General features: G+C 71.5%; 19 protein-coding genes. 6 read left to right on the plus strand and 13 right to left on the minus strand.

Going from position 1 to position 18,852, the window contains the following annotated elements:
- On the plus strand, positions 1 to 1,081 hold a 1,081-nt coding region (locus C1I98_RS16915; protein ID WP_306461895.1), incomplete at its 5' end, for an AI-2E family transporter.
- A 10-nt stretch (positions 1,082 to 1,091) separates the two neighbouring features.
- On the opposite strand, the gene C1I98_RS16920 is transcribed toward C1I98_RS16915, so the two are convergent.
- Genes C1I98_RS16920 through C1I98_RS16930 form a run of 3 tightly spaced genes read right to left on the minus strand, consistent with a single transcriptional unit; the run spans position 1,092 to position 3,581 of the window.
- Positions 1,092 to 1,922: a MetQ/NlpA family ABC transporter substrate-binding protein gene (locus C1I98_RS16920; protein WP_111168418.1), complete on the minus strand. Its 831-nt coding sequence runs from the start codon at positions 1,920 to 1,922 to the stop codon at positions 1,092 to 1,094.
- 52 nt (positions 1,923 to 1,974) lie between these two features.
- Positions 1,975 to 2,574 carry a methionine ABC transporter permease gene (locus C1I98_RS16925; RefSeq protein WP_111168433.1) on the minus strand — a complete coding sequence of 200 codons (600 nt, stop codon included), beginning with the start codon at positions 2,572 to 2,574 and terminating at the stop codon, positions 1,975 to 1,977.
- Between the two features lie 53 nt (positions 2,575 to 2,627).
- Entirely contained in the window at positions 2,628 to 3,581 is a 954-nt protein-coding gene (locus C1I98_RS16930; protein ID WP_233507930.1) for a methionine ABC transporter ATP-binding protein, read from the minus strand.
- Positions 3,582 to 3,704: 123 nt separating this feature from the next.
- On the opposite strand from C1I98_RS16930, the gene C1I98_RS16935 reads away from it, so the two are divergent.
- Complete coding sequence (locus tag C1I98_RS16935) at positions 3,705 to 4,121, plus strand: hypothetical protein (protein ID WP_111168420.1); 417 nt, start codon at positions 3,705 to 3,707, stop codon at positions 4,119 to 4,121.
- Between the two features lie 3 nt (positions 4,122 to 4,124).
- On the opposite strand, the gene C1I98_RS16940 is transcribed toward C1I98_RS16935, so the two are convergent.
- The 4 genes from C1I98_RS16940 to speB form a co-directional block, all read right to left on the minus strand.
- Entirely contained in the window at positions 4,125 to 4,820 is a 696-nt protein-coding gene (locus C1I98_RS16940) for an LLM class flavin-dependent oxidoreductase (RefSeq protein WP_111168421.1), read from the minus strand.
- Positions 4,821 to 4,908: 88 nt separating this feature from the next.
- The gene (locus tag C1I98_RS16945; RefSeq protein ID WP_111168422.1) at positions 4,909 to 5,562 is read right to left on the minus strand and encodes a cyclase family protein; all 654 of its coding nucleotides are present in this window, start codon (positions 5,560 to 5,562) and stop codon (positions 4,909 to 4,911) included.
- 10 nt (positions 5,563 to 5,572) lie between these two features.
- Entirely contained in the window at positions 5,573 to 7,120 is a 1,548-nt protein-coding gene (locus C1I98_RS16950) for a purine-cytosine permease family protein (RefSeq protein ID WP_199536995.1), read from the minus strand.
- On the minus strand, positions 7,117 to 8,058 hold the full coding sequence (gene speB / locus C1I98_RS16955) for an agmatinase (RefSeq protein ID WP_199536996.1): 942 nt from the start codon (positions 8,056 to 8,058) through the stop codon (positions 7,117 to 7,119). Before speB ends, C1I98_RS16950 begins: the two co-directional genes overlap by 4 nt.
- Positions 8,059 to 8,318: 260 nt before the next feature.
- Here speB and C1I98_RS16960 point away from each other — a divergent pair, with 260 nt between their 5' ends.
- The 3 genes from C1I98_RS16960 to C1I98_RS16970 all read left to right on the plus strand — a co-directional run bounded on the left by C1I98_RS16960 (position 8,319) and on the right by C1I98_RS16970 (position 11,314).
- Positions 8,319 to 9,815 carry a PucR family transcriptional regulator gene (locus C1I98_RS16960; RefSeq protein ID WP_233507931.1) on the plus strand — a complete coding sequence of 499 codons (1,497 nt, stop codon included), beginning with the start codon at positions 8,319 to 8,321 and terminating at the stop codon, positions 9,813 to 9,815.
- A gap of 120 nt (positions 9,816 to 9,935) precedes the next feature.
- Complete coding sequence (locus C1I98_RS16965) at positions 9,936 to 10,643, plus strand: ATP-binding cassette domain-containing protein (RefSeq protein ID WP_233507932.1); 708 nt, start codon at positions 9,936 to 9,938, stop codon at positions 10,641 to 10,643.
- Entirely contained in the window at positions 10,640 to 11,314 is a 675-nt protein-coding gene (locus C1I98_RS16970) for a hypothetical protein (protein ID WP_111168425.1), read from the plus strand. Before C1I98_RS16965 ends, C1I98_RS16970 begins: the two co-directional genes overlap by 4 nt.
- 7 nt (positions 11,315 to 11,321) lie before the next feature.
- Here the strand turns inward: C1I98_RS16970 and rlmN are convergent, their stop codons facing one another.
- A complete protein-coding gene (rlmN, locus tag C1I98_RS16975; RefSeq protein WP_233507934.1) occupies positions 11,322 to 12,413 on the minus strand; it encodes a dual-specificity RNA methyltransferase RlmN in 1,092 nt (363 codons plus the stop codon).
- A 169-nt stretch (positions 12,414 to 12,582) separates the two neighbouring features.
- Between rlmN and C1I98_RS16980 the strand changes: the two genes are divergently transcribed.
- The gene (locus tag C1I98_RS16980) at positions 12,583 to 13,668 is read left to right on the plus strand and encodes a suppressor of fused domain protein (RefSeq protein WP_111168427.1); all 1,086 of its coding nucleotides are present in this window, start codon (positions 12,583 to 12,585) and stop codon (positions 13,666 to 13,668) included.
- Here the strand turns inward: C1I98_RS16980 and C1I98_RS16985 are convergent.
- The 5 genes from C1I98_RS16985 to rpsB form a co-directional block, all read right to left on the minus strand.
- The gene (locus C1I98_RS16985; RefSeq protein WP_233507933.1) at positions 13,655 to 14,668 is read right to left on the minus strand and encodes a phosphatidate cytidylyltransferase; all 1,014 of its coding nucleotides are present in this window, start codon (positions 14,666 to 14,668) and stop codon (positions 13,655 to 13,657) included. The two genes, C1I98_RS16980 and C1I98_RS16985, sit on opposite strands and share 14 nt — an antisense overlap.
- Before the next feature lie 437 nt (positions 14,669 to 15,105).
- Complete coding sequence (frr, locus tag C1I98_RS16990; RefSeq protein ID WP_111168428.1) at positions 15,106 to 15,663, minus strand: ribosome recycling factor; 558 nt, start codon at positions 15,661 to 15,663, stop codon at positions 15,106 to 15,108.
- 80 nt (positions 15,664 to 15,743) lie between these two features.
- Positions 15,744 to 16,439, minus strand: a complete 696-nt coding sequence (gene pyrH / locus C1I98_RS16995; protein ID WP_225878719.1) for a UMP kinase — start codon at positions 16,437 to 16,439, stop codon at positions 15,744 to 15,746.
- Positions 16,440 to 16,554: 115 nt separating this feature from the next.
- Complete coding sequence (tsf, locus tag C1I98_RS17000) at positions 16,555 to 17,388, minus strand: translation elongation factor Ts (RefSeq protein WP_111168430.1); 834 nt, start codon at positions 17,386 to 17,388, stop codon at positions 16,555 to 16,557.
- A gap of 134 nt (positions 17,389 to 17,522) precedes the next feature.
- Entirely contained in the window at positions 17,523 to 18,539 is a 1,017-nt protein-coding gene (gene rpsB, locus C1I98_RS17005) for a 30S ribosomal protein S2 (RefSeq protein ID WP_111168431.1), read from the minus strand.
- Between the last annotated feature and the right edge of the window lie 313 nt (positions 18,540 to 18,852).

Genomic DNA, 18,852 nt, shown 5'->3' on the forward strand with positions numbered 1-18,852 from the left:
GCCCCCGGCCGAGCCGGCCCCGGCCGTGCAGGCCACCCACGAGCCCGGCGACGGCGGCGGCCTGCGCAGGGCCGGTACGGCCGCCTGGCACCTGGCCGGCCTGGGCCTGCTGGCCTGGGCGACCCTCTACATCGTCGGGCTGATCCGCACGGTCGTGCTGGCCGTGATCGTCGCGGTGTTCATCACCGCGCTGCTCTACCCGGCCGCGCAACGGCTCCGCAGGCACGGAATGAACCGCGCGGTGTCCACCACGGTGGTGTGGGTGGGCGGCCTGGCGCTGTTCGCCGCGCTGGTCGCGCTGCTCGTGCCGCCCACCGCCGACGGCCTCACCGAGCTGGGTTCGAGCTTCGGCAAGGTCGTCGACGACCTGCACCGCACGGCGGGCTCGCTCGGCCTGGACGACGCGCGCCTGAAGCAGTTGACCACCGAGGCGCAGCAGTATCTCAACGAGCAGTGGTCCAGGATCGCCACCGGGGCCATCGCCGGGGCGCGCACCCTCGGCGAGATCGTGGTCGGCCTGGTCCTGGCGATGATCCTGTCGATCTACTTCGTGCACGGCGGCGACCGGTTGTTCCGCTGGCTGGCGGACCTGTGCCCGCCGGGTGTGCGGGTCCGGGTGCTCGACACGGGCAACACGACGTTCGACGTCATCGGCCGCTATGTGCGGGGCATCGCGATCGTGGGCGCGGTGGACGCGTTCTTCATCGGCCTGGCGCTGTGGATTCTCGGCGTGCCGATCGCGCTGCCGCTGGCCGTGCTGACCTTCGTGGGCGCGTTCCTGCCGGTGGTCGGCGCGTTCGCGGCCGGGCTGCTGGCCGCCGTGGTGGCGTTCGTGGCCAAGGGCTGGCTGGTGGCGCTCATCGTGGTGGCCGTCACCGTGCTCGTCCAGCAGGTCGAGGGGCACGTGCTGGCCCCGCAGATCTACGGCCGTGCCCTCGACCTGCCCGGCGCGATCATCCTGGTCGCCATCGCGATCGGCAGCGTGGTCGCCGGGATCGCCGGGGCGTTCCTCGCCGCCCCGGTGACAGCGGTCCTCGTCACGCTGGTGCGCAGGCGGGCCGCCCGGCCACGGCCGGGCTGACCCCTCCCGCTCAGGACTGGGCGGGGATCACCGCGCCGTCGCCGAAGGTGTCCTTGATGTACTTCGCGACCTCCGGCCCGGCCAGCAGCCCGGCGAGCTTCTTGAGGTCGGCGTCGTCCTTCTGGTCGGTGCGGACGACCAGGCCGTTGGCGTACGGGTTGCCCTCGGCCTTCTCCAGCGCGAGGCCGTCACCGGCCGGCTTCAGCCCGGCCTCCAGGGCGTAGTTGCCGTTGATCACCGCGGCGTCCACGTCCTGGAGCGAGCGCGGCAACTGGGCCGCCTCCAGCGGCTTGAACGTGAACTTCTTGGGGTTGCCCGCCACGTCGCGCTCGGTGGCCGCGGTGCCCGCGCCCTCCTCGAGCGTGATCAGCCCGTTGTCCTGGAGCAGCTTGAGCGCGCGGCCCAGGTTGGTGGCGTCGTTGGGCACGGCGATGCTCGCGCCCGCGGGCAGCGCGCCGAGCGACTTCACGCTGCGGGAGTACAGCCCGAGCGGCTCCAGGTGCACCGGCTGCAGGAACGTCAGCGCCGCGCCGCCCTTGGAGGCGACGAAGTCGTCGAGGTAGGGCTTGTGCTGGAAGAAGTTGGCGTCCAGCTTGCCGTCCTGCAACTGGGTGTTGGGCTGGACGTAGTCGGTGAACTCCACGATCTCCAGCTTGAGCCCGGCGCCCGTGGCCAGCTTGTCGCGCACGAACGTGAGGATCTGCGCATGCGGCGTGGGACTGGCCCCGATCTTGACGGCGCCGTCGGCCGCCGGAGCCGCGGGCTCCCCCGATCCGCCCCCGCACGCGGTGAGCACCAGTGTCAGTACCGCGGCCGCCGCGCCCCCGAGAAACCTACGCACGCCGATTACTCCTTTGCCGATCTCCGGTGGCCGGGCCAGTCCCTGCCACCGGTCATTTCTTGTCGAGCCTGCGGGCGACGAGGTCACCCAGGCTCTGGACGAACTGCACGATCACGATGAGCAGCACCACCGTGATGATCATGACGCCGGTGTCGAACCGCTGGTAGCCGTACCGCACCGCCAGGTCGCCGAGCCCGCCTCCGCCGATCGCCCCGGCCATCGCCGAGTAGCCGATCAGCGCCACGATGGTCACGGTCAGCCCGGCCACCAGGCCGGGCAGCGACTCCGGCAGCAACACCTTGCCCACGATGGCGAGCCGCCGCGCGCCCATCGCCTGGGCCGCCTCGACGACCTCGCGGTCCACGCCGCGCAGCGCGGTCTCCACCAGCCGGGCGAAGAACGGCACCGCTCCCAGCGTGAGCGGGACGACCGCGGCGACGGTGCCGATGGTGGTGCCGGTGACCAGTCGGGTGAACGGGATGACCGCGACCATCAGCACGATGAACGGCAGCGACCTGCCGATGTTCACCACCGCGCCGAGCACCGCCTTGAATGCCGGGGCCGGGGTCAGCCCGCCCCGGTCGGCGGTGACCAGCAGCACGCCGAGCGGCAGCCCGAACACCGCGGTGAGCAGCGTGGCCATGGCCACCATCTGGAGGGTCTCGCCGGTGGACTGCGCCAGGATGGGAAGCAGTTCCTCGAAGTTCACGCCACCTCCACGAGCAGGCCGAGTCCGGTGAGGTAGCCGAGCGCGTCCGCCGCGCCCTTGCCCTCGATGCGCACCCGAAGGCGCCCGACCGGCGCGCCGCGCAGTTCCTCCAGGGAGCCGCCGAGCACGTTGACGTCCACGTCGAACTTCCGCACCAGCGATGACATGACCGGCTCGTCCGCCTGCCCGGCGAACGTCACGGTCACGGTGCCGGGCGGGGCCGGCTCGGGCAGCGGGAAGATCTCCCTGGTGAGCGCCGCACCGGGGGTGGCGATCAGGTCGGTGATCCGGCCCGCCTCCTCGATCCGGCCGTCGCTCATGATCGCGACGGAGTCGCAGATGCTCTTGACCACCTGCATCTCGTGCGTGATGAGCAGGATGGTGAGGCCCAGCTCGGTGTTCAGCCTGCGCAGCAGGGCGAGGATCGACTGGGTGGTGGCCGGGTCGAGCGCGCTGGTGGCCTCGTCGGACAGCAGCACGCTGGGGCCTGCGGCCAGGGCGCGGGCGATGCCGACGCGCTGCTTCTGCCCGCCGGAAAGCTGGGCCGGTACGGCGGCGGCCTTGTCGGCCAGCCCCACCAGTTCAAGGAGCTCGCGCACCCGGGCCGCGCGCTGGTCGCGCGGCACTCCGGCGATCTCCAGCGGGAAGGCCGCGTTGCCCGCGACCGTGCGGGAGGACAGCAGGGCGAAGTGCTGGTGGATCATCCCGATCCGCTGCCTGGCCGCGCGCAGCTCGCCGCGCCCGAGGGCGGACAGCTCGCGGCCGTCCACGGTGACGGTCCCCGAAGTGGGCCGCTCCAGCAGGTTCACGCAGCGCAGCAGCGTGCTCTTGCCCGCGCCGCTGCGGCCGAGCACGCCGAGGATCTCGCCTTCGCGCACGCTCAGATCGACGCCGTCGAGGGCGACGACGCCATTGGCGTACACCTTGCGCAGTTGGCGGAGCTCGATCACCGGGGACCTCGTCGTGGGGGGAATTCCGGAACTTGTGGCTGAACCAGCGGGCGTCGTTGAGAATTCCCGATCGGCATTGTGAGATATGCCACTGCCGATCATTTGAGGTAGGTTTCCGCGAGCATGTGGCCGTTCGCCCGGCCTGTCCGGGAGGGTGACCAAAGAGCCAGGGAGACCTTCGGCGATCCGCCGGGCGGTGGCCCGGCGGGCCTGGTCCTGCTCGGGGTGTTCCGCAAGACCATCCTGCAGGCGGCGGCCAAGGACGCCATGCGGGGCCTGTTGCAGGGCGCGGACATCGTGGTGGCCGCGGGCGGGCCGCGGCTGGCCGACTTCGCCCACGGTACGGTGGGCGCGGTCGCCGACACCACCTGGACGATCACCGGCGGCGGCCTGCTGGCGGTGATCGTCATGTTGGTCACCGCGGCGGCCTTCCCGGTGCTGTGGCGCTACCGCGCGGGCGAGCCCGCGGCGGAGGAGATCACAGACCCACCGCGGCGGCCAGCAGATCCACCTGGGCCGAATCGGGATCGTTGCCCATGAAGATCAGCTCATCGCAGCCGATCCGGGCGAATTCGGCCACCGCCGCGGCGATGTCCTCCTCGCGGGTGTAGGCGATGGACACCCCGTACCGGGCGTACTCCTCGCCGGCGAAGGCGTAGTACGAGCCGATAGCCCGCTCCACCGCGTCGTGCGCGCCGGGGCCGAGGGCGTGGCGTCACCGGCGATCCAGCCGGTGCCATGCGTCGTGATCCGGCGCAGTGCCGCCGCCGACCCGCCGCCGAACAGCAGCGGGGGGCCGCCGGCGGTGGCGGGCGGCGGGCCGACCGGATCGCCGCCCGAGACCACGGCGGCCAGCCGGTCCAGCAGCCGGTCGAACTCCCTCCCCCGGGTCGGGTAGTCCACCTCGCCGTGGGCGAAGTCGTCGTCGCGCAGGCCGGGGGCCAGCCCGAGGCGCAACCGACCCGGCCCGGCGACCTGGTCAAGGGTGGTGACCGCCTTGGCGAACAGCGCGTGATTGGCCCGCAGCGGCCCGATCAGCACGCTGGTGAGCAGCCGGATGCGGGAGGTCGCGCCCGCCGCCGCGGCCAGTGCGATCAGCGGTTCCGGTGTGTTCCACACGAGCCGGTCACTGACGCTGAGCGTGGAGAAGCCGCGCGCCTCAGCGCGCCGCGCCCACTCGACCAGTGTCCTGCCGTCGGTCCAGGGAACGTGTCCGGGCAGGCCGATCCCGATGTCCATGATCGCCGCCGTTCTGTTGCGGTGACGTGCAGGCCCATGCTGCAACCTCAAGCGCGCTTGAGGGCAACTTCGCGGCGTACTTCGTGACCTACAGCCGGGCGACCGCCCGGATCGGCGCGCCGTCGGCGCCCGCGATGCGGATCGGCAGCAGGGACACCTCGATCGGGCGGACCGGGCGGGCGTCCAGCAGTACGTCGAGGTTGCGCAGGTTCTCCGCGATCACCGCGTGCGCCCCGCACAGCACGCGGTGCGCGGGCAGCGGGTCGGCCGAATCGGTCTCGGGCACCGGCGTGGGATCGACGCTCAGGGCGTCGATGGCGACCGTGCGGACGCCCGAGTCGATGATGAGCGCGGCGGCGTCCGGAGTGAGGTAGGGGTGGGCCAGGTAGCGCTCGGTGCCCCAGTGGGCCGCCCAGCCGGTGGCGATGAGCAGGATGAGGCCGGGACGCAGCGCCGGGGCCAGCGCGTCGGGGCCGATCGGCGTGCGCGGCGGCAGGCCGCGCACGTCGGCGATGGTGGCCCGGCCCATGAACCGATCCAGCGGCAGCACATCGAGGTCGGGCAGCGCGTCGTCGATGTGGTAGGGCGCGTCGACGTGGGTGCCGGACTGCGAGCCGAGATGCAGCCCGAGGACGTTGACGCCCTCCTCTCCCACGGTGAGCGCCGGGGAGACCTTGACCTCCGGGTCGCCCGGATAGACCGGCATGCCGGTATGAATCGGCACCGAGAGATCAACGATCATACGGTCGTCCTCACACGGGGGCGGGCTGCTCCGCTGTCGCGGTTCCGGGCCCGATGATAGGCGGTACCGGGGTGTCCGCGGCACGTACGAATCGCGGACCCCCCGGGCCGTACACCGCGCGCGGCTCCGGGAAGACGGTGAGCAGCAGCAGATAGAGCACCGCGGCGACGCCGAGGCCGAGCGGCAGCGAGATGTCCACGCCCCCGGCGAGGCCGCCGAGCGGCCCGACGAACTGGCCGGGAATGTTGGTGAAGGCGATGGCCAGGGCGGCCGAGACCATCCAGGCGGCCATGCCGCGCCAGTTCCAGCCGTGAGTGAACCAGTAGCGCCCGCCGCGCTGGCGCCGGTTGAAGACCTGCAACGCCTCGGGGTCGTACCAGCCCCTGCGGGTCAGGTAGCCGGTCATCATGATGACCATCCAGGGCGCCGTACAGGTGATGATCAGCGTCGCGAACGTCGAGATGCTCTGGGTGAGGTTCAGCGCGAAGCGGCCGAGGAAAATGAAGACGATGGACAGCGCCCCGATCAGCACGGTGGCCTGGACCCGGCTGAAGCGCGGGAAGACACTGGAGAAGTCCAGGCCGGTGCCGTACAGCGAGGTGGTGCCGGTGGACATGCCGCCGATCAGCGCGATCAGGCAGACCGGCAGGAAGTACCAGCCGGGCGAGACGGCCAGCAGCCCGCCCACGTAGTTGGGCGCGGCCGCGTCCATGTACGGCGCGGCCTTGACCGCGATCACCGACGCCGTGGCCAGGCCGAACCCGAACGGCAGGATCGTCGCCGCCTGGGCCAGGAAGGCCGCGCCCATGACCCGGCGGCGCGGCGTGTCCGCCGGGATGTACCTGGACCAGTCGCCCAGGAACGCCCCGAACGACACCGGGTTGGACAGCACGATCAAGGCCGCCCCGATGAAGGACGGCCAGAACAGCGGATCACCCGCGGATGCGAATGTGCCCGGATAAGCCGCGTCGAAGTCGCCCGCGAAGGCGAAGACGCCGAGCACGAACAGCAGCGAGGCCCCGGCCACCGCGATCTTGTTCACGAACAACATGAAGCGGAAGCCGTACACGCACACGACCAGCACCAGCCCGGCGAAGATCGCGTAGGCGATCCCGTACGCCAGGGCGGTCCGGGGCAGGCCCGCGAGCCGGGCGGCCCCGCCGACCAGGGCGTCGCCGGACGACCACACCGAGATCGAGAAGAACGCGATCGCGGTGAGCAGCGACAGGAACGAGCCGACCACGCGGCCGTGGACGCCCAGGTGAGCCGAGGAGGACACCGCGTTGTTGGTGCCGTTGAGCGGGCCGAACACGGCCAGCGGCGCGAGGATCAGCGCCCCGGTGACCAGGCCGAGCACGGTCGCCGCGAGCCCCTGCCAGAACGACAGCCCGAACAGGATGGGAAAGGCGCCGAGCACGCAGGTTGCGAAGGTGTTGGCGCCGCCGAAGGAGACCCGGAAGAGGTCGAACGGGCGAGCCGTGCGGTCCGCGTCGGGGATGCGTTCGACCCCGAAGGTCTCTATCTCCGTTATGGGCGGCGGCGCAGTCGTCATGGTCATTCCCGGAAGGCGAGGAGACTGATCAGGTCGTAGGCGACGTGGGAGGCGGCGATCGAGGTGATCTCCGCATGGTCGTACGCGGGAGCGACCTCCACCACGTCCGCGCCGACCAGCCGGCAGCCGGCCAGCCCGCGCAGGATCTCCAGAAGCTCCCTGCTGGTCATCCCGCCGGCCTCCGGGGTGCCGGTGCCGGGCGCGTGAGCCGGGTCGAGGACGTCGATGTCCACCGACACGTAAAGGGGACGGTCGCCGATCCGCTGCCGCAGCGCGTCGACCGTCTCGTCGATTCCGCGCCGCATCACGTCGGCGCTGGTGACCACGCCGAAACCGAGGCGCTTGTCATCGTCGAGGTCGCTCTTGCCGTACAGCGGGCCGCGCGTGCCCACATGACCGAGCGCCTCGGTGTCGAGAATACCTTCCTCGACCGCGCGGCGGAATGGAGTGCCGTGGGTGTACTCGGCGCCGAAGTAGGTGTCCCAGGTGTCCAGATGCGCGTCGAAGTGGAGCAGCGCCAGCGGGCCGTGCCGCCGGGCGGCGGCGCGCAGCAGCGGCAGCGCGATCGTGTGGTCCCCGCCCACGGTGACCAGGCGGGCGCCGTCGGCGGTGAGCGCGTCGGCGGCCTCCTCGATGGTCTCGACGGCCTGGCCGATGTCGAATGGGTTGCAGGCGATGTCGCCGGCGTCGGCGGCCTGCCGCGCGCTGAACGGCGAGATGTCCAGCCCAGGATGGTAGGGCCGGAGCAGCCGGCTCGCCTCGCGCACCGCGGCCGGTCCGAACCGCGCCCCCGGCCGGTAGGAGACGCCGGTGTCGAACGGCACTCCCACGACCGCGATGTCGGCGCGGCCCACCTCGTCCAGGCGAGGCAGCCGGGCGAACGTCGCCGGTCCGGCGAAACGCGGCACTCGGGAGGAATCGACTGGCCCTCGGGGCACGGTCATCGGGAGGTGTTCCTTCCGCTCGGGGTCGGAGGCGTACGGGGGCGTGGCGTCCGCAAGGGACAGGTGACCATGTGGTCGCGCCGCACCCGGGCAGGAAACGGCGCGACCACATGCCCACTTGGGGGATTCTTAGGGGAATCGGGGGGTCGTGCGGTTCGACCTGCAGAGGGACCAGCTCGCCGCCGCACCTGTTCGTCAGTTTCGGCAACGGCAACGGGGCGGGGCAATTGGTGTGCTCACAAAGAGCTACGGTGGGTCTTGTGGCGGATCACAAGCCCGAACGGGGTGGGCTGACCGTTGAGGAGCTGGTCCGGTTCCCGCAGTTGCGGCTGCGCGTGGTGGCCGGCGAGTCCGGGTTGTCCAGGTCGGTGTCCTGGGCGCACGTCAGCGAGCTGGAGGACCCCACGCCCTGGCTGCTGGGCGCCGAGCTGATCATGACGACCGGGATGGCGATCCCCCGCCAGGCCGCCGGGCAGGGGGCCTACCTGCGGCGGCTCGACGACGCGGGGGTCTCCGCCCTCGCCCTGTCGGAGCAGTTGCACGTGCCGCCGCTGCACCAGGAGTTCTTCGCGACCGCCGAGGCACGCGGGATGCCGGTGCTGGAGGTGCCGCTCGCGGTGCCGTTCATCGCGATCGCGCAGGAGGTGGCCGCCGCCGTACAGGAGGACCCGCGCCAGCGCCTCGGCGCGCAGCTCCAGGTCTTCGGCGCGCTGCGCTGGATGGCCTCGGAAGACCTCGACACGGCGACGCTGTTTCGCAGGCTGGAGCGGCTGTCGGGCTATCAGGTCCATCTCTGCACGCCGCAGGGCCGTCCGCTGCTGCCCGGCGTGCCCGTGCCGCCCGATCCGGCGGTGCTGCCCGCATCGCCGGACGCGCCGCCGACCATCCCGGGCGGCTTCGTGCTGCCGGTGCCCGCGCCGGGCGGGCCCGCCGGGTTCCTGGTCGCGTTCGAGCGCGAGGGCGCGCGGCCGGCCGGGCTGGCGGTGGTCCAGCACATCGCGACCGTCGCCGCGCTGCGGCTGGCCATGGCCCGCCACGAGCACGAGGCGCAGCGCCGCGAGGGCGCGGAGACCCTGGCCGAGATGCTCCAGGACGTGCTCGATCCCTCCGCCGTACGACGGCGCCTGCGCCGGCTCGGCCTGCCCGCCGACCCCGACGACGAGCAGGGGATGCTGCTGTTGCTGGTGGTGCGCCAGGCCCGCGACGACACACTGGACCGGGCGCTGGCCGACCACCCGCGGCTGATCCTGCGCCGCCGCGACGACCTGTACGTGCTGGCCGCCGACTCCCCCACGGTGCGCGAGACGCTGGGCGCGCTGCCGGGGGCCGCGACCGGGGCCAGCCGGCCGTTCCCGCCCGGCGCCTCGCTGAAGGTGCCGCAGCGCGAGGCGGCCTGGGCCGCGGCGCGGGCCGCCGAGTCCGGGCAGGGCTTCGTGCCCTACGGCGACGACACGGCCGGGCGCTGGCTGCCCGACGACCCCGCGGTGCTGGGCGGGCTGGTGGATCACGTGCTCGGCGAGGTGCTGCGGTACGACGCGGGCCACGAGACCCGGCTGCTGGAGTCGGTCCGCACCTGGATGGAGCGCGACCGCAGGCTCGACGACGCCGCCAAGGCGCTGCACGTCCACCAGAACACGCTGTCCTATCGGCTGCGCAGGTTCGCCGAGCTGACCGGGCGCGACCTCACGGCGAGCGCCGACTTCGCCGAGGTGTGGCTGGCGATCAGGGCGGCGCGGCAGATCGGCGTGATCGACTGAGGGGGGCATCGGCCGTTTTGTCCGGGTAGCTAGTGATCTATCGGATACTCTTTGGGGTCTATGCGCCTCTCCACCGTCTCATTTCGGTACACCCGGCGCGGGCCCTGGATTCTTCGCGACGTGGACCTCGACGTCCAGCCCGGTGAGGTGCTGGAAGTGACCGGGCGCAACGGCGCTGGCAAGTCCACGTTCCTGCGGCTGCTGGCCGGAGTGCTGCGGCCCACGGCGGGCTCGATCACCGGCCGTCCCGCGCGGGTCGGCTACGCGCCGGAGACCTTCCCCGCCGGTCAGCCGTTCACGGCCGCGGCCTACCTGGCCGCGATGGCGCGCGTACGCGGGGTCTCCGGGCACGGCGACTTGGCGGACCGGCTCGGCCTCACCCCGCTGCTGGACCGGCCGCTCGGCGAGCTGTCCAAGGGCAGCGCGCACAAGGTCGGGCTCGTCCAGGCGCTGCTCGGCCCGGCGGAGGACCGGCTGCTGATCCTCGACGAGCCGTTCGCCGGGCTGGACGAGCGGGCCAGGGGCGAGCTGGCGATGATCGTCGCCGAGGTGGCGGCGGCCGGAGGCGTCGTGGTGGTCAGCGACCACCAGGGCGACCTGCGCGAGGTGACCGCCCGCCGTACGCTCACCGTGGCCGACACGATGGTCACCGCGGGAGCGGCGGGCGAGCCGGAGGAACCGCTCGCGGTGGTGGAGGTGGTCGCCGCGGCCTCGGCCGCCGCCGGACTGGCGGCCCGGCTGCGCGCCGACGGCCACCAGGTCCGCGTGCGGCCCGCGACCGCGGCCCTTCCCGAGGCGGCCGAGACCAAGGAGGGCCCACGGGTATGACCGTCGCGCTGATCCGGTTCAAGCTGGCCGCCTACACGCGCTCGCACCGGTTGCTCCAGCCCCTCTTCGTCCTCGTCCTGATGCTGATGATCTTCTACGCGGTACGCGCGCCCGCCGACGACGCGGCCGGCAGTTACGCCAACTCCGCCGGGCTGCTGATCGTGGTGTTCGCCTGGGCCGCGCGTGGGCTGCTGGACACCGAACCGGACGCGCAGCGGGTCGTCTCGATGGCCGCGGCGGGCGGTCCCCGGCGGGAGATCACCGCCGGGCTCGGCGCGTGCGCCGCGGTGAACACCGGCCTGGCCGCGCTCGCCGTGGTCGTCCCGCTGCTGATCGGCTTCCAGGGCGTCCCGCCGGCCGCCATGATCGCGCAGGGCGTGCTGCTGCACCTGCTCGCCGTCGCCACCGGCATCGCCCTCGGCGCGCTGAGCAGCCGGCCGATCATGCCCTCGCCCGCCGCGTCGATGCCGGCGCTGTTCGGCGGGTTCGCCGCGCTGCTGCTGGTGAGCTACACCCCGGTGGGGGCCGTGCTCATACCGATCATGCGCTGGATGCGCGCCGCCAACGACGGCACACTGGGCGCGGACCTGCCGTTGCTCGCGCTGCCCACGCTGCTGTGGTCGGCCGCCGGGCTGGTCGCGTACGCGCTGCTGCGCCGTACCCGGCCCTAGCCGGCGCCTACTCGGCGGGGGTCGCGGCGGCGAGCTGGCCGCAGGCCCCGTCGATCTCCCTGCCCCGGGTGTCGCGCACGGTCACCGGCACGCTGTGCTCTTCGAGGCGGCGGACGAACGCCCGCTCGTCCTGCGGGCGCGAGGCCGTCCACTTCGACCCCGGCGTGGGGTTGAGCGGGATCAGGTTGACGTGCACCAGGTGGTTCTTGATCAGCCGGCCCAGCAGGTCGGCCCGCCACTCCTGGTCGTTGACGTCCTTGATCAGCGCGTACTCGATGGAGACCCGCCGCTTGGTCACTCTGGCGTACTCCCAGGCCGCCTCCAGCACCTCGGCGACCTTCCAGCGGGTGTTGATCGGGACCAGCGTGTCGCGCAGCTCGTCGTCCGGGGCGTGCAGGGACAGCGCGAGCGTGAGCGGCAGCCCCTCGGCCGCCAGCTTGGCGATCGCGGGCACCAGGCCGACCGTGGAGACCGTGATGTTGCGCGCCGAGATGCCGAGGCCGTGCGGGGAGGGATCGGTCATCCGGCGTACCGCCCCGATCACCGCCTTGTAGTTGGCCATCGGCTCGCCCATGCCCATGAACACGATGTTGCTGACCCGGCCGGGACCGCCGGGGACCTCCCCCGCGGCCAGCGCCCGCGCCCCCGCCACGACCTGCTCGACGATCTCGGCGGTGGACATGTTGCGGGTCAGCCCCGCCTGGCCGGTGGCGCAGAACGGGCAGTTCATCCCGCAGCCCGCCTGCGAGGACACGCACATGGTGACCCGCTCGGGGTAGCGCATCAGCACCGACTCGACCATCGCGCCGTCGAACAGCCGCCACAGGGTCTTCCTGGTCATGCCGTCGTCGCAGGTGATCTCCCTGACCGAGGTGAGCAGCGTCGGCAGCAGCTCGGTGGCCAGCCGTTCGCGCGCGGCGGCGGGCAGGTCGGTCATCGCGGCGGGGTCGTGCGTGAGCCGCTCGAAGTAGTGCCGGGAGAGCTGGTCCGCCCGAAACGCCTGCTCGCCCAGCTCGGCCACCGCCGTACGCCGCTCGGCCATCGACAGGTCGGCCAGATGACGGGCGGGCTTGGCGCGGCGCGGGGCGACGAGGGTCAGCCGGGGGCGCTCCGCGCTCGCCGTGGCGGATTCGTGCTGCTTTGACGATGTGGATGACGTGGACGACGTGGAGGGCACCGTCTGGACGCTCGCTTTCGACACTGAATTGTCCCGACTTTGTGCCGACATCCCGTGGCCCGGGGCCGGCGTTGATCTAAAGTGCGGTTGTATGGCGACATCCCGTCCGGCAGGCTCCGCGGGCGACCACGGCGGCAGCCGGCGCCGCGCCGTACCGGACGGCGCGGAGGTCCTGCTCACCGACGCCAACCCGTACGGCAGCCGCACGCTGGTGGTCGAACGCGACGAGATCTCCTCGGTAGCTTACCTCTGCGCCCCGGGCGGCGAGGTCCACGGAGCCGTCTGGCTGGCCAATCACCTGCCCGCCCCCGCCGCCGTGGACGCCTCCCGGCTCGACGCGGGCCTGCCGCCGCTGATGCCCCGGGCCAACACCCGCCACCCGGCGGGGCGGCGGCCGCTCGGCGAGTTGTCCGTGCTGTGGTTCGAGGAGGGCGACGGGGCCGCGCTCTACGAGGACGGCGAGCTGCTGGCCGTCATCCCCGGGTGGGCCGACATGGCACGCGGCATGCCGGGCTACTCGCGTGAGGCCCTCGGCGAGACCTCGTTCGCCTGGGCGCTGGAGGAGGCGATGGAGGGCCTTGCCCCGCGGGTCGCCAAGGCGGCCTCGTACTGGGAGTGGCGCAGGTCGGAGGGCGCGTGGCCGTCGTTCCAGCAGTTCGTGCTCGGACACCTGGACGGACGGGCCGGTACGGCGGGGCGCTACTGGGACGCGAGCGGCGGGCGCCTGCCCACGGTGGGCATCAGCGAACGCCCTCCGGAGCACGGGCGCGACCACACGATCCTGTCCACCGTGGGGATGAGCTGCCAGCGGATGCCCACCGTCGAGCAGTACATCGACCATCCGGAGACCTACGCCCGCATCGAGCTGGCCCTGGCCACCAGGGGCGACCCCAGGGAGGCGGCCAGGCTCTTCCTGTGGCTCGGGCAGTACCCCTGGCACTCGGTCACCTGGCTGGGCCACGGGCACACCGCCAGGTGGTACCACGAACCGGCCACGTTTCCGCTCGGGTCGGACTATCGCGGAGTGATCCTGCGTGCTGATCCGCCGGTGATGCCCGATCTGTCGGGGTTCGCCTTCGGCGGCGAGGCCGTGCGCTGGCTCTGGCTCGCCCCGGTCACCGAGGCCGAACTCCACGAGGACGTACGGCTGCCGCCGTCCCGGTTCATCGCTGGATGAACAGCTCCAGCAGTACCCATACCGGGATGAGCGTGACCACCAGCGAGTCGAGACGGTCCATCATCCCGCCATGGCCGGGCAGCAGTCTGCCGAGGTCCTTGAGCTGAAGGTCGCGCTTGATGACGGATTCCACCAGATCGCCCGCCGTGGCGAACACGACCACCACCGCGCCGAGCAGCGCGCCCTGCCAGATCGCGCCGGAGAGCAGCCACGACACCAGCCACGCGCCGACGAGCACACAGGCCAGCGCCGAACCGGCGAAGCCCTCCCAGGTCTTCTTCGGGCTGATCTCGGGGGCCATCTTGTGCCGCCCGAACAGCACCCCGGCCGCGTAGCCGCCGATGTCGCTGGCGACCGTCACCGCCACGAAGACGACCACGCGGTGCGCGCCGTCCGGGGGTTCCAGCAGGAGTCCCACGAAGCCGGCGAGGAACGCCGGGTAGGCGGCGATGAGGACGCTCGCGGACGCGTCTCTGACATAGCCGTCGCTCGCGTGCTCGGTGCCGTCGTTCTTGCGGATCATCCGCCAGGCGAGCAACGTGAAGATCGTCACCGCGAAGGCGCCGACCAGGTATGCGGGGCCGCCCCAATACGCGCCCGCGATCATCGCGGCCAGACCCGTGAGCACCGGCGCCAGCGGCACCTGAATGCCGCGCGTCGCGAAAGCCCGTACCAGCTCGGTGACCCCGAGGCCGACCGCCACACCGGCGACGAGCAGGAACAACGCCTTGATCGTATAGAGCGAGCCGATGACCAGCGCCGCGAGGACCAGCCCCACGGCGATCGCCGCCGGCAGGTTGCGCCCGCTTCGCCCGGTCACCCTGCCTGCCGTCTCCCCCGCGACCTGACCGGCCTCCCCGGAAGGTCGCCCCGCCTCGGCGCGGGCATCGGCGGACAGGTCGGCGGGCCGGTTCGCGTCGTCGGAGTCGCCGGCGGGCCGGGTCGCCTTGTCGCCGTCGGCGGCGCCGGGGGTTCTGGAGCCGTCGGCGGCAGATTCCACGCGCGTCTCACTCTCTTACGCACTTCTTCATGGCAGCGCCCGGGCCAGGCCGGACCACCGGCGGCCTGCCGGTGTCCGGATCGGGCCGACCGTATCCGGGCCGGATCCCCCCACCGGACCAGGCCGTCCGCATCCAAGCCCGGCCAAGGCCGGACATCCGGGCCAGGCCAGGTCATCCACAGCAGACCTGCCCCACCGGCCAGATGTTCGTATTGCAGGTTATTGTCCATCCACCAGCCTAGTGTCTGGACAATGCCGGATATCCCGGGACACCGCCCCCGGCCCCTCCGGCCGTGCATTCACCTCAACAGCCACGAACAACCCGAATGCGCGGTTTCGCCAGAACCGTCACTCCACACAACTCGAACCCCACCGCTCGGCACGCGAAGCCGCCTCACCCGCATCTGCCCAGGCGGGCTGTTCGGCGGGCCCGCCGCTCAGACTTCGAGCAGCTCGGTTTCCTTGTGCTTGAGCAGCTCGTCGATCTGCGCGACGTGCTTCTGGGTGAGGTCGTCGAGCTCCTTCTCCGCACGCCGGACCTCGTCCTCCCCGCTCTCGCCGTCCTTGACGAGCTTGTCCAGGGCTTCCTTGGCGTGCCGACGGATGTTGCGCACCGCGACCCTCGCCGCCTCGGCCTTCGACCGGGCGACCTTGATGTACTCCTTGCGGCGCTCCTCGGACAGCTCGGGGAAGACCACGCGAATGATCTGTCCGTCGTTGCCCGGGTTCACCCCGAGGTCACTGTCCCGGATCGCCTTCTCGATCGCGCTCATCGCGCCCTTGTCGTAAGGCTGGATGATGATCATCCGGGCCTCCGGCACGTGGAACGACGCCAACTGCTGGACCGGGGTCGGCGTGCCGTAGTAGTCGGCGTTGATCTTGTTGAACATCGACGGCGCGACCCGGCCGGTACGGATGCTCGCGAAGTCCTCCTTCGCGACGGTCACGGCCTTGTCCATTTTTTCCTCGGCTTCGAGGAGAGTTTCGTCGATCACAGCGGCTCCCTATTTCGCTGCCCACGAGGGGTGTCGTCCCCGTCCGCGAAGGACTGGCCCTCGCGGACCGCGGGCTTGACTTACCTTGCCGGACTCACCAGCGTGCCGATCTTCTCACCGCGGACCGCCCGGAGCACGTTGCCATCCCCCAGCAGGTCGAAGACGACGATGGGCAGTCCGTTGTCCATGCACAGGCTGATCGCGGTGGCGTCCATGACCCCGAGCCCTCTGGTGAGGACCTCCCCGTACTCCAAGTGGTCAAAGCGTACGGCATCGGGATTCTTCCGCGGGTCGGAGTCGTAGACGCCGTCGACCTGCGTGCCCTTCAGCAGCGCCTCGGCCCCGATCTCCAGCGCGCGCTGCGCGGCGCAGGTGTCGGTCGAGAAGAACGGCGAGCCCAGACCCGCACCGAAGATCACCACTCGGCCCTTCTCCAGGTGGCGGATCGCCCTCCTGGGCAGGAAGGGCTCGGCGACCTGCTGCATGGTGATGGCGGTCTGCACGCGGGTCTCCACCCCGCGCTTCTCCAGGAAGTCCTGTAGGGCGAGGCAGTTGATGACCGTGCCCAGCATGCCCATGTAGTCGGCACGGGCACGGTCCATCCCCTGCTGGGAGAGCGTGGCGCCGCGGAACATGTTGCCGCCGCCGACCACCACGGACACCTGTACGCCCTCGCGCACCACCTCGGCGATCGCGTCGGCCAGATGGCCGACCACCACCCCGTCGATGCCCAGCGGCTCCCGGCCGGCGAACGCCTCGCCGGAAAGTTTGAGCATCACACGCTTCCAGCGCAATGGCCCGGAATGCGATGAAACCGCCGGCGTAGCGGGTTCGGGGTTCTCCTGCACGACGGCGGCCTCCTCGACTGGGCTGTTCGGGCTGCTAGTAAGACTAAGCCTGTCCCACCTTGTACCGGACGAAGCTCAGCACCTTCACGCCCGCCTCTTCGGCGATCTTGCCGACGCTCTTCTTGCCGTCCTTGACGAACACCTGCTGGAGCAGGGTGAAGTCGCGGTACCAGCCGTTGATCCGGCCGTCCACGATCTTGGGCAGCGCCGCCTCCGGCTTGCCCTCCTCGCGGGTCATCTGCTCGAAGACCGCGCGCTCCTTCTCGATGACGTCGGCCGGCACGCTCTCCGCGTCCAGGTACTTCGGCGCCATCGCCGCGGTGTGCTGCGCGATCTCCTTGGCGACCTCGGCGTTCTGCACGTCGAGCTGGACCAGCACGCCGAGGGTCGGCGGGAGCTGGGGGTCGGTCTTGTGCATGTAGCCGCCGACGTAACCGCCTTCGAGCACGGCGAAGCGGCGGATCTCGATCTTCTCGCCGAGCGCGGCGTTGGTCTCGTCCAGCAGTTCCTTGACCGACTTGCCGCCGACCTGGGAGTCGAGCAGGGCCGGTACGTCGGCCGGCTTGGCGTTGGCGATGTGGTCGACGACCGTGGCCGCGACCTCCTGGAACCGCTCGGACTTGGCCACGAAGTCGGTCTCGCAGTTGAGCTCCAGCAGCGCGGCCAGCGAGTCGCCGACGTGCTTGACGGCGATCAGGCCGTTGGAGGCGGTACGCGCCTCGCGCTTGCCGACGTCCTTGGCGCCCTTGATGCGCAGCAGGTCGACGGCCTTGTCGAAGTCGCCGCCGGCCTCCTCCAGCGCCTTCTTGCAGGCCATCATGCCGGCGGCGGTCGCGTCACGGAGCCGCTTGACGTCGGCCATGTTCACAGAAGCCATTGTCTTTCCCTCGTGGGAGTCGTCTGGGAGTCGTCGTGGGACCGGGTGGGCGGCCCCGGCGGCCCGCCCACCCGGGGAGATCCGTTGCCCGGTACGGCCCCGTGCGGGCCGTACCGGAGGGCTCAGCGGAAGGCTCAGCCCTGCTGCTGCTCGGCCTCGCCGGACTCGGCCTTCGCCTCAGCCTGAGGAGCCTCAGCCTGAGGAGCCTCAGCCTGAGGAGCCTCAGCCTGCGGGGCCTCAGCCTGCGGGGCCTCGACCTCGGCGGCGGGAGCCTCCTCCGCGGGGACCTCCTCCGCAGGGGCCTCGGCCTGCGGGGCCGCCTCCGCGCCCTCGGCGTCCGCCGGAGCCTCGTCCTTGGTCGCTTCGCCCTCGGCGCGCTCCAGCAGCTCCCGCTCCCACTCGGCCAGCGGCTCGGCCTGGGCCTGACCGGCCGGCTTCTCGTCGCCGCGACCGGCGCCCGCGCGGGCCATGAGCCCGTCGGCGACGGCGTCGGCGATCACGCGGGTGAGCAGGCTCACCGAGCGGATGGCGTCGTCGTTGCCCGGGATCGGGTAGTCGACCTCATCGGGGTCGCAGTTGGTGTCAAGGATCGCGACGACCGGGATGTTCAGCTTGCGCGCCTCGTTGACGCCGATGTGCTCCTTCTTGGTGTCGACGATCCACACCGCGCTCGGCACCCTGGCCATGTCCCTGATGCCGCCGAGCGTGCGCTCGAGCTTCTCCTTCTCGCGGCGGCGCATCAGGAGCTCCTTCTTGGTGAGGCCGGAACCGGCCACATTGTCGAAGTCGAGCTCCTCCAGCTCCTTGAGGCGCTGGAGCCGCTTGTGCACGGTGGAGAAGTTGGTGAGCATGCCGCCCAGCCAGCGCTGGTTCACGTACGGCATGCCGACGCGCGTGGACTGCTCGGCGATGGCCTCCTGGGCCTGCTTCTTGGTGCCGACGAACAGAATGGTGCCGCCGTGCGCGACCGTCTCCTTGACGAAGTCGTACGCGCGGTCGATGAAGGACAGCGACTTCTGCAGGTCGATGATGTAGATGCCATTGCGCTCGGTGAAGATGAAGCGCTTCATCTTGGGGTTCCAGCGGCGGGTCTGGTGACCGAAGTGAACGCCGCTTTCGAGAAGCTGTCGCATGGTGACGACGGGAGCCATGGTGCCTCCTGGTCGGGGCGCCCATCACTGGGCGCGGTCTCGGTTTCGCGGCAGCCGTACGGCTACCGCCCTGGCGGCCCCGCGCCGTTCCAACCGGACTCACATCCGGACCGAGAGAACGGCGTCGCTGCTGGGCGCGCGTAGTCGGCCTGCGGGCACAGGCCACGCAAAGTGTACCTGACCACACCGCGTCAGCCGGTCTTACCGCCACACCACACCCCGCCCCCTCCCCGGACCGCTCAGCGGGGCCGCACGTCGCACCGCCAGCACGCACCCTCAGGCCACCGACCGGCCCCCTCAACAAGACAGCAGG

It is taken from the genome of Spongiactinospora gelatinilytica (assembly GCF_003236385.1).
Taxonomy (GTDB): domain Bacteria; phylum Actinomycetota; class Actinomycetes; order Streptosporangiales; family Streptosporangiaceae; genus Spongiactinospora; species Spongiactinospora gelatinilytica.

What these genes read in the sequence shown, in the direction of transcription:
- pyrH (WP_225878719.1), bottom strand. Translation starts at nt 16,439, where the DNA reads ATGCTCAAACTTTCCGGCGAGGCGTTCGCCGGCCGGGAGCCGCTGGGC.
- C1I98_RS16945 (WP_111168422.1), bottom strand. Translation starts at nt 5,562, where the DNA reads ATGATCGTTGATCTCTCGGTGCCGATTCATACCGGCATGCCGGTCTAT.
- C1I98_RS16925 (WP_111168433.1), bottom strand. Translation starts at nt 2,574, where the DNA reads ATGGTGGCCATGGCCACGCTGCTCACCGCGGTGTTCGGGCTGCCGCTC.
- rpsB (WP_111168431.1), bottom strand. Translation starts at nt 18,539, where the DNA reads ATGGCTCCCGTCGTCACCATGCGACAGCTTCTCGAAAGCGGCGTTCAC.
- speB (WP_199536996.1), bottom strand. Translation starts at nt 8,058, where the DNA reads ATGACCGTGCCCCGAGGGCCAGTCGATTCCTCCCGAGTGCCGCGTTTC.
- C1I98_RS16940 (WP_111168421.1), bottom strand. Translation starts at nt 4,820, where the DNA reads ATGGACATCGGGATCGGCCTGCCCGGACACGTTCCCTGGACCGACGGC.
- tsf (WP_111168430.1), bottom strand. Translation starts at nt 17,388, where the DNA reads ATGGCTTCTGTGAACATGGCCGACGTCAAGCGGCTCCGTGACGCGACC.
- C1I98_RS16980 (WP_111168427.1), top strand. Translation starts at nt 12,583, where the DNA reads ATGGCGACATCCCGTCCGGCAGGCTCCGCGGGCGACCACGGCGGCAGC.
- C1I98_RS16935 (WP_111168420.1), top strand. Translation starts at nt 3,705, where the DNA reads ATGTGGCCGTTCGCCCGGCCTGTCCGGGAGGGTGACCAAAGAGCCAGG.
- C1I98_RS16950 (WP_199536995.1), bottom strand. Translation starts at nt 7,120, where the DNA reads ATGACCATGACGACTGCGCCGCCGCCCATAACGGAGATAGAGACCTTC.
- C1I98_RS16970 (WP_111168425.1), top strand. Translation starts at nt 10,640, where the DNA reads ATGACCGTCGCGCTGATCCGGTTCAAGCTGGCCGCCTACACGCGCTCG.